General features: G+C 65.9%; 10 protein-coding genes and 1 tRNA gene. 2 read left to right on the forward strand and 9 right to left on the reverse strand.

From position 1 onward, the window contains the following. Nucleotides 1–44 precede the first annotated feature (44 nt). On the reverse strand, nucleotides 45–1,685 hold the full coding sequence (gene pgi, locus ACLFQI_RS01180) for a glucose-6-phosphate isomerase (protein ID WP_410756960.1): 1,641 nt from the start codon (nucleotides 1,683–1,685) through the stop codon (nucleotides 45–47). Between the two features lie 113 nt (nucleotides 1,686–1,798). Continuing rightward, nucleotides 1,799–3,274, reverse strand: coding sequence for a glucose-6-phosphate dehydrogenase (gene zwf / locus ACLFQI_RS01185; RefSeq protein ID WP_410756961.1), 1,476 nt, complete (start codon nucleotides 3,272–3,274; stop codon nucleotides 1,799–1,801). A gap of 80 nt (nucleotides 3,275–3,354) precedes the next feature. On the opposite strand from zwf, the gene glgA reads away from it, so the two are divergent. Continuing rightward, nucleotides 3,355–4,866, forward strand: coding sequence for a glycogen synthase GlgA (gene glgA, locus ACLFQI_RS01190; protein ID WP_410756962.1), 1,512 nt, complete (start codon nucleotides 3,355–3,357; stop codon nucleotides 4,864–4,866). A 5-nt stretch (nucleotides 4,867–4,871) separates the two neighbouring features. On the opposite strand, the gene panD is transcribed toward glgA, so the two are convergent. From panD to pcnB, 5 genes are all read right to left on the reverse strand, one after another. Next, complete coding sequence (gene panD, locus ACLFQI_RS01195; RefSeq protein ID WP_410756963.1) at nucleotides 4,872–5,252, reverse strand: aspartate 1-decarboxylase; 381 nt, start codon at nucleotides 5,250–5,252, stop codon at nucleotides 4,872–4,874. Nucleotides 5,253–5,468: 216 nt separating this feature from the next. Continuing rightward, complete coding sequence (panC, locus tag ACLFQI_RS01200) at nucleotides 5,469–6,344, reverse strand: pantoate--beta-alanine ligase (protein WP_410756964.1); 876 nt, start codon at nucleotides 6,342–6,344, stop codon at nucleotides 5,469–5,471. A 10-nt stretch (nucleotides 6,345–6,354) separates the two neighbouring features. Further along, a complete protein-coding gene (gene panB, locus ACLFQI_RS01205) occupies nucleotides 6,355–7,263 on the reverse strand; it encodes a 3-methyl-2-oxobutanoate hydroxymethyltransferase (RefSeq protein WP_410756965.1) in 909 nt (302 codons plus the stop codon). A 5-nt stretch (nucleotides 7,264–7,268) separates the two neighbouring features. Beyond that, the gene (gene folK, locus ACLFQI_RS01210) at nucleotides 7,269–7,886 is read right to left on the reverse strand and encodes a 2-amino-4-hydroxy-6-hydroxymethyldihydropteridine diphosphokinase (protein WP_410756966.1); all 618 of its coding nucleotides are present in this window, start codon (nucleotides 7,884–7,886) and stop codon (nucleotides 7,269–7,271) included. Continuing rightward, on the reverse strand, nucleotides 7,879–9,270 hold the full coding sequence (gene pcnB, locus ACLFQI_RS01215) for a polynucleotide adenylyltransferase PcnB (RefSeq protein WP_410756967.1): 1,392 nt from the start codon (nucleotides 9,268–9,270) through the stop codon (nucleotides 7,879–7,881). Before pcnB ends, folK begins: the two co-directional genes overlap by 8 nt. A gap of 109 nt (nucleotides 9,271–9,379) precedes the next feature. On the opposite strand from pcnB, the gene ACLFQI_RS01220 reads away from it, so the two are divergent. Further along, nucleotides 9,380–9,454, forward strand: a tRNA-Glu gene (locus ACLFQI_RS01220). Nucleotides 9,455–9,479: 25 nt separating this feature from the next. Here ACLFQI_RS01220 and ACLFQI_RS01225 read toward each other — a convergent pair. Further along, nucleotides 9,480–10,355, reverse strand: a complete 876-nt coding sequence (locus ACLFQI_RS01225) for a motility protein A (RefSeq protein WP_410756968.1) — start codon at nucleotides 10,353–10,355, stop codon at nucleotides 9,480–9,482. Beyond that, a partial coding sequence (locus ACLFQI_RS01230; RefSeq protein ID WP_410756969.1) for an OmpA family protein occupies nucleotides 10,352–11,058 on the reverse strand: 707 nt, incomplete at its 5' end. The genes ACLFQI_RS01225 and ACLFQI_RS01230, both read right to left, overlap by 4 nt.

Below are 11,058 nucleotides of genomic sequence, written 5' to 3' on the forward strand. Positions count from 1 at the left end.
GGGCTGTCTGATCAGCGCTGCGTTGTTGGCATTGAGCGCGGATTCTAACGACGCGCGAGGAAATAGCCTAGCAGCGCCGCCGTCGAGGCATCGTGGTCGGCGCTGACCTGGCCGGTCTTGAGTTCGTCGACGATCGCGTTGGCGAGCTTCTTGCCCAGCTCAACGCCCCACTGATCGAACGAGTTGATCCCCCAGATGACGCCCTGGGTGAAGATCTTGTGCTCATAGAGCGCGATCAGCGCGCCTAAGCTGTGCGGCGTGACCTGCTCCATCAGGAGGGTGTTGGTCGGCCGGTTGCCATCGAATTGACGCTGCGGCGCCAGCCGATCTGCCTCGGCCTCCGAGAGTCCAGCGGCGAGCATTTCTTCTTTCGCCTCTTGCAATGTGCGCCCGCGCATCAGCGCCTCGGCCTGCGCCAGGCAGTTGGCGATGAGCAGATCCTGGTGGTTGCCGAGCGGGTTGTGGCTCTTGATCGGGGCGATGAAATCGCTCGGGATCAGCTCGGTGCCCTGATGGATGAGCTGATAGAACGCATGTTGGCCATCGGTGCCGGGCTGGCCCCAGACCACCGGGCCGGTGGTGTAATCGACGCGCTGGCCATCGCGAGTCACATGCTTGCCGTTGCTCTCCATGTCGCCCTGCTGGAAATAGGCCGGGAACTGTTGCAGGGACTGATCATAGGGCAGGATCGCATGCGTCTTGGCACCGGCAAAATTGCTATACCAGACCCCGAGCAGGCCCAGGATCACTGGCAGGTTCTCCTCCAGCGGCGCCGAGCGGAAGTGCACATCCATCGCGTGCGCGCCGGCGAGCAGCTCGGCGAAACGGTCAAAACCCACCGCGATCGCGATCGGCAGCCCGATCGCCGACCACAGCGAGTAACGCCCGCCGACCCAATCCCAGAACTCGAACATCTGATCGGTATCGATACCGAACTCGGCGACCTGCTCGGTGTTGGTGGAGACGGCGACGAAGTGGTTGCGCACCGCCTTGTCATCAGCCAGGGCCTCGACCAGCCAGCGCCGGGCGCTTTGGGCGTTGGTCATGGTCTCCTGCGTGGTGAAGGTCTTGGAGGCGACGATGAAGAGCGTGGTCTCGGGATTTAGGCGGCGCACCGTCTCGGCCAGATGGGTGCCGTCGACGTTGGACACGAAGTGTGGGCGCGGACGCTCCGACTGATAGGGCTTGAGTGCCTCGCAGACCATCTTCGGCCCCAGGTTGGAGCCGCCGATGCCGATGTTGACCACATCGGCGATGGCCTTGCCGGTATGCCCCTTCCACTCGCCCGAGCGCACTCGTTCGCTGAAGTCGCGCAGGCGCGCGAGCACGCCCTCGACCGCCGGCATCACATCCTCGCCGTCGACCAGCACGCGCTCGCTGCTGCGGTTGCGCAGCGCCGTGTGCAGCACGGCGCGATCCTCGCTGACATTGATGTGCTCGCCGCTGAACATGCGCTCGCGCCAGCGCTCGAGATCGACCGCGCGCGCGAGATCGAAGAGCAGCCGCAGGGTCTCGTCGGTGGCGATGTGCTTGGAGTAATCCAGATGCAGCCCCGCCGCATCCGCGGTCATCCGTTCGGCGCGCGCGGGATCGGCGGCGAACAGATCGCGCATGTGCCGCGCGCGCATCTGTTGCCAGTGCTGTTGCAGGGCCTGCCATTCTGGGGTCGAACTCACGAGTGCCATGTTTGGGACTCCCTCGGCTGCATGGATGGTCGATCGATGGCGATTGTACGCTGGCAGCGTCTCGACGTAACACCGGCCTGACGGGATTGGCAGGCCCTCGGTGCCGCTCGCCCTCAACCGTCAAGCCCATTGCGCCAGTCTTGATCCTCCTTGTCGAACAGCCGCGTCGCCTCGGCCGGTCCCCAGGAACCGGCGGCGTAGGTATGGATGAAATCGCGTTCGGTGGCCCAGAGCTTGAGGATCGGATCGACGATGCGCCAGGCGTAATTGACCTCGTCGTAGCGCAGGAACAGCGAATGATCACCCTCGATGATATCCAGCAGCAGCGCCTCATAGGCATCGATCCGTTCGCTGCCCATGGAGCAGGTGTTGGCATCCAGGCGCTCAGTGACGGTGCGCATCTCGAGGCCGGCCTGCTTCACCTGCAATTCCATGCGAATGCACTCGGTGGGCTGGATGTTGATCAGCAGCCAGTTCGGATCGAGCTGCGCGATCGGGGTGTCCTGGAACAACTGCTGCGGCGGATGGCGAAAGCGGATGCTGATCAGCGAGTCGGTGCCCGTCATGCGCTTGCCGGTGCGCAGGTAGAAGGGCACGTTGCGCCAGCGCCAGTTGTCGATATAGAGCTTGAGCGCGGCATAGGTCTCGGTCGCGCTCTGCGGGTCGATTCCCGGCTCGTCGAGATAGCCCGGAACCTGCTCGCCTGCGACCTCGCCGGCCCGGTATTGAGCGCGAAAGGCCTGCGCATGCACCGCCTGGCGGCTGATCGGGCGGATCGAGCGCAAGACCTTCACCTTTTCGTCGCGCAACGCCTCGGCATCCAGGCTTGGCGGCGGCTCCATCGCCACCAGCGTCAGCATCTGCAGCAGATGGCTCTGGAGCATATCGCGCAGGGCGCCGACCCCATCGTAGAAGCCGGCGCGGCTGCCGATGCCGCGCGCCTCGGCATGGGTGATCTGGACATGATCGATGTAATTGCGATTCCAAAGGGGTTCGAGCAGCAGGTTGGCGAAGCGGAACACCAGCACGTTCTGCACCGTGCTCTTGCCCAGGTAATGATCGATGCGGTAGATCTGCTCTTCATCGAAATGCCGGTGCAGTTGCTGATCGAGGATTTCGGCACTCTCCAGGTCGTAGCCGAAAGGCTTTTCCACCACCAGCCGCGCCCAGCCCTGGTTCTGCTGGTTGAGCCCGCGCGCCGCCAGCCCGTCGACCGTCGCCCCATATTGGCCGGGCGCAATGGCCAGATAAAAGATCAGGTTGCGCGGAAAGCCCTCCTCGCCGCGCAGCCGCTCGGCCAAACGCTCGAAGCCGGCCCCGTCGGTGAGGTCGCCCGCGACGAAGTAGAGCCGGTCGAGCAAGCGCTCTAGCGCCGCCTCGTCGAGCCCGCCGCGCGCCGATTGCTCGACCCAACCGCGCACCTCATCGCGCCAGTGTTGATCGCTCCAATCGCGTCGTCCAAAGCCGAGCACCCGCATCGAAGGGGGCAGATGCCCCGCTAACTCGAGATGATAGAGCGCCGGCAACAGCTTGATTTGTGAAAGATTCCCGGTCGAACCAAAGATCACCAGCGTGCAGTCCGTCGGCATATGAGCCCCCTCATGACAAACGTTTTATGTTAGGTTCAGTGGGTGAGCCAGATTAACATCACAAGCCTTGGACCCTCCCCATGTTCCCTTCTCTCGCTCGCGGCGGCCAAGCCGTTCTGTTCGCCAGTAGCGAAGCGCACCCGCTGGTCAAGACCGGCGGGCTCGCCGATGTGGCTTCCAGCCTGCCCGCCGCGCTGCGCGAACTCGGCCACGATGCGCGTTTGATCATCCCGGCTTATCCGCAAGCCAAACGCCTGGTGCGCGAACTGCGGGTGCTCAGCGAGCTGAGGCTCAAGAACACCCAAGGGCCCGTGTCGCTGCTCGGCGGCCTGCTCCCGGACCGCGATCTGCCGGTCTATCTGATCGAGGCGCCGGCCTACTTCTGCCGCGAGGGCAATCCCTACACCGACGTCAGCGGTGGCGACTGGGGCGATAATCCGGAGCGTTTCCTGCTCTTCGCGCGCGTGCTCGCGCGGGTTGCGCTGGGCCTGCCCACGCTCGACTGGCGCCCGGATATCCTCCACTGCAACGACTGGCAGACCGGGCTCGCGCCGGTGTTCCTCAACGACTACGAGGAACGCCCGGCGATCGTCTTCACGGTGCATAATCTGGCCTATCAGGGCCTGTTCGAGCGCGCGATCTTCGATCGGCTCGGACTCCCGCCGGCGCTCTGGTCGATCGGCGGGGTCGAATATCATCAACGCATGTCATTCCTCAAGGGCGGCATCGTCTTTGCCGATCGCATCAACACCGTCAGTCCCACCTACGCTGCCGAGGCGCGCACGGCCGCTTATGGCTGTGGATTCGACGGGCTGCTCAGACAGCTCGGCAGTCGCTTCCAAGGCATCCTCAACGGCATCGATTATCACATCTGGGACCCGCTGCACGACGCGACCCTGCCCCAGAATTACGGCCGTGACAGCCTGGAGCTGAAAGCCGCCAACAAGGTCGCGCTGCAGCACCATTTCGATCTCCCGCATGCCGAGCACAGCCTGGTGCTCGGTCATGTCGGCCGGCTGGTCGAGCAGAAGGGGGTCGATATGATCCTGGATCTGTTGCCACGGCTGCTGGCACGGGGAGACATCCAGCTGGTGATGCAAGGCGAGGGCGAGCGCGCGCTCGAGCAACGCCTGCTGGAGCAGGCCGCGCGCTACCCGAACCATCTCAGCGTGCGCATCGGCTATGACGAGGCGCGCGCGCACCTGATCGAGGCCGGCAGCGATCTGTTCCTGATGCCCTCGCGCTTCGAGCCTTGCGGGCTGAATCAGATGTACAGCCTGCGCTACGGCACGGTACCGGTCGTGCGTCGCACCGGCGGGCTCGCCGACACCGTGGTCGATACCAACCCGCATACCCTCGCCGGCAACCAGGCGACCGGCTTCCTGTTCGACAACCCCGATGCCGAGGCGCTCTGGGGCGCGCTCGAACGCGCGCTGGCGCTGTATCGCCAGGAGCCCGATACCTGGCGTCAGTTGATGCAGACCGGCATGACCCAGGATCTCAGTTGGGAGGCGAGCGCCAAGCGTTATGAGACCTTCTATGAAGAAGCGCTCGGCGCGCGCCTGGAGCAGACCGAGGCGCTTTCGGCCTGATCTTCTCAGGCCGCCTGGACCGGAATCCGATGCCCGAGCCGGATCACCTGGTTGTGCGCGTCGCAATACACCAGCGTGGGCTCGAAGCGGGCCGCTTCCTGCTCGTCCATCACCGCGTAACAGCAGATGATGAGTCGATCGCCGGGGCTGGCCTTGTGCGCGGCGGCGCCATTGATGGAGATCGTCCGCGAGCCTGCCTCGGCGCGAATCGCGTAGGTGCTGAAACGCTCGCCATTGGCGAGGTTGTAGATGTGCAGTTGCTCGAACTCACGGATGCCCGCCTGGCGCATCAGGTCTTCGTCGATGGCGCAGGAGCCTTCGTAGTCGAGTTCGGCCTGCGTCACGCACACGCGATGAAGCTTGCATTTGAGCAGAGTGAGTTGCATGGATCGTCGTCTCCCTGGGCAACGGCCTTCTGTCATCACGGCTGGCCTGTCGGCACAGGGGCGCCGCGCACGAGGCCAGTGTGATCATCGTCAAGGTTGGGGGCATGCGCGCACCGGTGAATGGACGGGATGGGCCTGCGAGCCGGGTTGGTGAGCGGGCCGGCCGGTGCGGATGCTGCGGTGCAATATATTCTATCGCCTCAACCCTGGCGCTGGCTAGGCAGGCGGCGCATCCAGATCGCAGGCGAGATTATCGATCAGACGGGCACGCCCGAGCCGAGCCGCCGCGAGGATGATCAGCGCGCGGTCGGGTGCGGAGTCCGAGAGCGGATCGGGCGTGGCGAGATCCGAGCGGCGCCGCACACTCACATAGTCCGGCTCGAAGCCGGCCGCCGCCAGCGCCTGCTCGGCCTCATGCTCGACCGCGGCGCAGCTCGCGCCGCTGCGCAAGCGCGTCGCAGCCGTGACCAGGTTGGCATAGAGCCGGGGCGCGATCGCCCGCTCGGCGGCGCTGAGATAGCTATTGCGCGAACTCATCGCGAGTCCGTCTCGCTCGCGCACGATCGGCGCGCCGACAATCTCGACCGGCAGGTCGAGGTCGTCGACCATGCGGCGGATGATCAGCAGTTGCTGGAAGTCCTTCTCGCCGAAGATCGCGACCTCCGGCTGCACCATGTTGAGCAGCTTCGCGACCACGGTGGCAACGCCGCGAAAATGGCCCGGCCGGCTGGCGCCACAGAGCTGATCGCCCAGGCCGGGCACCTCGATCACCGTCTGTGCCGCGCGCCCACGCGGATAGACCTCGGCCTCGGCCGGCGCGAACAGCAGATCGCAGCCGGCATCGCGCAGCATGTCCGCATCGTGCTCCAGGGTGCGCGGATACTGGCTGAAGTCCTCGCCAGCGCCGAACTGCAGCGGATTGACGAAGACGCTCGCGACCACGCGCTCGGCGCGCGCGGCGGCCTCGTGGATCAGCGACAGATGGCCCACGTGCAGGTTGCCCATGGTGGGCACCAGGGCGACGCGAAGACCGGCCTGGCGCCATGCGCCGCGCCGCTCGCGGAGCCGTTGCAGTCGTTCGATCCGTTCCATGGGTTCAGCCTCAGGCCAGGGTGTGTTCCGGTGCCGGGAAAGTGCCGGTCTTGACGGCGGCGACATAGGCGCGCACCGCTGCCTCGATGCTGATGCCGGTCCTGTCAGCCGGGCGCCCATGCGCCGCCGCGCCTGTCCGATCGGCGGCCTGATCCGCGGTCGCGCCATCGGCCTGGTCTTCGGCGAACCCGCCCGCGCCGAGGTCGGCGAGGAAATTCTTGCTGAAACGCGGCGCCTTGCCCGGCGTCAGCCCGAGGATATCGTGCAGCACCAGCACCTGGCCGTCACAGCCCTTGCCGGCGCCGATGCCGATCACCGGGATGCGCAGCCGCTGCGCCAGCGCCGTCGCCAAGGCGCTCGGCACGCATTCCAGCACCAGCAGCGAGGCGCCGGCCGCTTGCAAGGCCAACGCGTCGGCCTCGATGCGCGCGGCCATCTCGGCATCCCGACCCTGCACCCGATAACCGCCGAGCTGATGGATCGACTGCGGCAGCAGCCCGAGGTGGGCGCAGACCGGGGCGCCGAACGCGGTCAGGCGGGCCACGGTCTCCGCTAGCGCCGCGCCGCCCTCGAGCTTGACCATCGCGGCGCCGCCCTCGCCCATCAGGCGGGCGGTGGACTCCAAGGCCCGCTCCGGCGTCGCGTAGCTCATGAACGGCAGATCGGCGATGACCAGGCTCTGGCGCGCGACCCGGGTCACGCAGCGGCTGTGATAGACCATCTGCTCCAGGCTCACGGGCACCGTGGTGGCCTGGCCCTGGACCACCATGCCCAATGAGTCGCCCACCAGCAGCACCTCGACGCCAGCGCGTTCGAGCAGCTGGGCGAAGGCGGCGTCGTAACAGGTCAAACAGGCGATCGGCTCGCGCCGCTGCTTGCGCGCGAGCAAGGTCGTCGTGGTCATGGCTTCGGCTGACATTGAGCTCAAAGACTCCCGCATCGGCGGCTATGGAAGCGCGGCGCATCGTCGCGCAATGGCAATGGCATCATGGCGCGGACCTCCTCGGCAACCCCCGCCAGCAGCGCGCCCAAGCGGCCATGACCAGGGATCTCCAGCCCCGGCGGCGCGATATCGGCGAGAGGCCCCAACACGAACGCTCGCGCATGCATGTGCGGATGCGGCACGCGCAGGCTTGGCATCTCCAGCACGCGGTTGGCGATCAGCAGGATATCCAGATCCAGGGTGCGCGGTCCCCAACGGCGGCCGGTGCGGATGCGCCCGTGACGACGTTCGATCTGCTGTAGCGCCGAGAGCAAAGCCAATGGTTCCAACGCCGTCTCCAGACAGGCGACCGCATTGATGAAATCCGGCTGATCGGCGGGGCCGACGGGCGCGGTGCGATAGAGCGGCGAGACCGCGGCTAGTCGCGACTGCGGCAACCTCCGCAGCTCCAATAGCGCCTGCTCCACCTGACGGCGCGGATCGGCGAGATTGGCGCCCAGCCCAATGTAGACCGGCAGGCGCGGCGGGTTCCCCGCCAAGGTCGAGTCAGCGCTTGGCGACTCAGCCGCAGGCGCGGCCGCCATGGGCGATTCAGTCATGGGCCGGCCCGGTGGACGGCGGCATCGAGGTCGGCGCGCCGGTATCGCTGGCCGCGGCCGCATCCTTGCCCGCAGCCGGCTTGGCAGCCGCCTCGGTCTTCGGCTTGCGCTTCCGCCGTTTGCGCTTGCGCGCCGCTGAACCACCGAGCATCTTGACCCGCTCGGCGGCATCGACCTCCTGAAAGCGCGCCCACCACTGGGCGAGTTCGGGATCGGTCTCGCCGGCCTCCGCGCGCAGGAGCAGGAAATCGTAGGCGGCACGAAAGCGCGGATGGCTCAGCAGCACCAGCGGACGCTTGCCCTGGCGGCGTTCGAGCTGCGGCTGCATGGCCCAGATCTCGCGCATCGGCAGCGCGAAGCGTTTCTGAATCGCCACCCGCCGCTGCTGGGCCGAGGCGACTTCGTGCGCGGCCAAGGCCATGGCCTCGGCCGAGGCCATCCCCTCGCCCAGCAGGGCCCGATAGCGCAACCGTACCGGCTCCCACAGCAGGACCGCGAACAAGAACGCGGGGGCGACGGGCTTGCCCTCGAGGATGCGCCGATCGGTGTTATCGAGTCCGCGACTGACGAAGGTGATCGGGAAGTCGTGATCCTGGCGCGCGAGACAGGCATCGGTTTCGGGGAACAGTTGCGCGAACAGATCATGGTGACGCAGCTTCTCGAAGGCCTGCAGCGCAAAACCGCCGTGGAAGAGCTTCAAGGTCTCCTCGAACAGGCGCGCCGGCGAGATCTCGCCGAGCAACTCGGCCAGGTCGCGGATCGGCGCCGCGCAGTCCGGATCGATGACGAAACCGAGCTTGCAGGCAAAGCGGACCGCGCGCAGCATCCGCACCGGATCCTCGCGGTAGCGGGCCACCGGATCATCGCCGATCAGGCGCAGACAGCCCTGTTCGATATCGGCGAGCCCGCCGGCGTAGTCGACCAGCGAGAAATCGGCGATATTGTAGTAGAGCGCATTGACCGTGAAGTCCCGGCGCAAGGCGTCCTCGGTGATGCTGCCGTAGACGTTATCGCGCAGGATCATGCCCTGCTCGGTCACCTGGGTCTCGCTGCCGCCCTCGGCATGGCTGCCGCGAAAGGTCGCGACCTCGACGATCTCGCGTCCGAAGAAGACATGCGCGAGCCGGAACCGCCGCCCGATCAGCCGGCAATTGCGAAACACGTCCCGCACCTCCTCCGGCGTCGCATCGGTGGCGATGTCGAAATCCTTGGGCTCATGGCCCAGCAGCAGATCGCGCACGCCGCCACCGACCAGATACGCCTGAAATCCGGCTTGCTTGAGGCGGTTGAGCACCTTGAGCGCGTTCGGGCTGATGTTGGCGCGCGAGATCGTGTGCTCCGGGCGCGGGACGATCAGCGGTTCGGGGAGCGTATCGGGAAGCAAGCGGACCAGGATTCCTTAAAGGTGAGCGTGATGACTGAACCGAAGCGGCGATTTCGACTTGAGCGCGCCAGCAACCTGCGTATAATACGCGATTCTCCACATCGCTTCCGCTCCCTTCGTCTAGTGGTTAGGACGTCGGCCTCTCACGCCGGTAACAGGGGTTCGAATCCCCTAGGGAGCGCCATCTCCGGCTTCAACGGCGACCTCGATCAGGAGCGCTTGGCCTGACCCGCCACCGCTCCGGCCGGTGCCCGGGGGTCGTCCTCGGTCATGGTCTTGCCGCGCAATGCCTGATAGCGATCGCGAATCTCGAGCAGACTCGGCGAGGCATCCGTGCGCCCGGAGGGCGTGAGGAACGACTCCAGCTTCTTGGTCAGCTTGATCGTGTTGTGCTGCTCTTGCAGGATCGCCAGCACGCCGTCGCTGATCAGCATCTGCAGCATCAGCTCCTTTTCGGTCTTGGCATGAATGTTCTCGGCGACCGGCATCAGCAGGAAATTGCCGAGCACGATCCCGTAGAGGGTCGAGGTCAGCGCGATCGGAATGGTGCTGATGATGATCTCGGGCTCGCCGATCCCGGTCAGCATCCCGATCAGCCCGACCACCGAGCCGGCCACGCCGAAGGCCGGCGCCAGTCGCGCCATGTGCCGGAACAGCTTTTCATGCTGCGCGCGGCGCTGGCGGAAATAGTGCATCTCGGTGGAGAGGATCTCTTGTACCTCGGCGGGCCGATAGCCATCCACGAGCATGCCGAGGGCCGAGCGCAGGAAGCTGATCGTGGTCTGATCCTCGAGTTCCTCCAACGCCAGCATCCCTTGGTAGCGCGAGCGCACCGCCATGTCCAGCAGCGAGTTGATGATCTCGTGCTCGGTGGGCAGCTTGCGCGTGTAACTGTTGCGGGCGACGAATAACGCGGAGCGGATGTCGCCGACGGGATAGCTGAGGAAGGTCGCGCCCAGGGTGCCGGAGATGACGATACTCAGGCCGACCAGGTTCACGAACAGCCCGGCATCGTTCCCGAGCGCGAAACTGGCGACGAAGAGCACGCCGAAGAAGAGCGCGGCCAGATAATTCAATAGACTCATTGCGCCGTCTCCTTGGGCTCGACCTCGTCTCGGGTAATGATGATCTCCACGCGCCGATTGAGCGCGCGATTGGCGTCCGAGGTGTTGGGAACGGCCGGCTCCATCTCGCCACGTCCGATGACCGTGAAGCGGCGCGGATCGAGGCCGGCGCTGTCGATGAGATAGCGCGCCACGCGCGCCGCGCGCGCGGCGGACAGCTCCCAGTTGCTCGGAAACAGCTCCGTATTGCGCATCGGGACGTCATCGGTGTGCCCGATCACCTGCACGGCGAAGGGCGTTTGCTCGATCACGAGCGCCAAGCGATCGAGGAACTCCAGCACCTCGGACTGCAACGTCGCCTTCCCGAGTTCGAAGAACATCGGTCCCTGCACGCTGACCTTGACCGATTGATCCTCCATCAAGACCACCTCGACGTTGTCGATGCGCGCCTCGCGAACCGCATCCTGGCTGCGCGCCAACACATTCAACCACATCAGCGGTTCGAAACTCGGCTGGGGTCGCGGAAGGGGTTCGGGCTCGGGCTCAGGCTCAGGTTCGGGCTTCGGCTCGGGCTCCGGTTCGAGCACGGTCTCCAGCTCGGGCACGGATTCAAGCGCCGACTCGGGTTCCAGCTCGGGCTCGGGCATGGATTCAAGCGCCGGCTCGGTTTCCAGCTCGGATTCGGGCACGGATTCAAGCGCCGGCTCGGTTTCCAGCTCGGGCT

This window comes from Halochromatium sp. (genome assembly GCF_046541315.1).
Classification (GTDB): Bacteria; Pseudomonadota; Gammaproteobacteria; order Chromatiales; family Chromatiaceae; genus Lamprobacter.

Bases quoted from the DNA above. Each gene is read 5' to 3' on its own strand.
- pgi (WP_410756960.1), bottom strand. From the start codon at position 1,685: ATGGCACTCGTGAGTTCGACCCCAGAATGGCAGGCCCTGCAACAGCAC.
- zwf (WP_410756961.1), bottom strand. From the start codon at position 3,274: ATGCCGACGGACTGCACGCTGGTGATCTTTGGTTCGACCGGGAATCTT.
- glgA (WP_410756962.1), top strand. From the start codon at position 3,355: ATGTTCCCTTCTCTCGCTCGCGGCGGCCAAGCCGTTCTGTTCGCCAGT.
- panD (WP_410756963.1), bottom strand. From the start codon at position 5,252: ATGCAACTCACTCTGCTCAAATGCAAGCTTCATCGCGTGTGCGTGACG.
- panC (WP_410756964.1), bottom strand. From the start codon at position 6,344: ATGGAACGGATCGAACGACTGCAACGGCTCCGCGAGCGGCGCGGCGCA.
- panB (WP_410756965.1), bottom strand. From the start codon at position 7,263: ATGTCAGCCGAAGCCATGACCACGACGACCTTGCTCGCGCGCAAGCAG.
- folK (WP_410756966.1), bottom strand. From the start codon at position 7,886: ATGACTGAATCGCCCATGGCGGCCGCGCCTGCGGCTGAGTCGCCAAGC.
- ACLFQI_RS01225 (WP_410756968.1), bottom strand. From the start codon at position 10,355: ATGAGTCTATTGAATTATCTGGCCGCGCTCTTCTTCGGCGTGCTCTTC.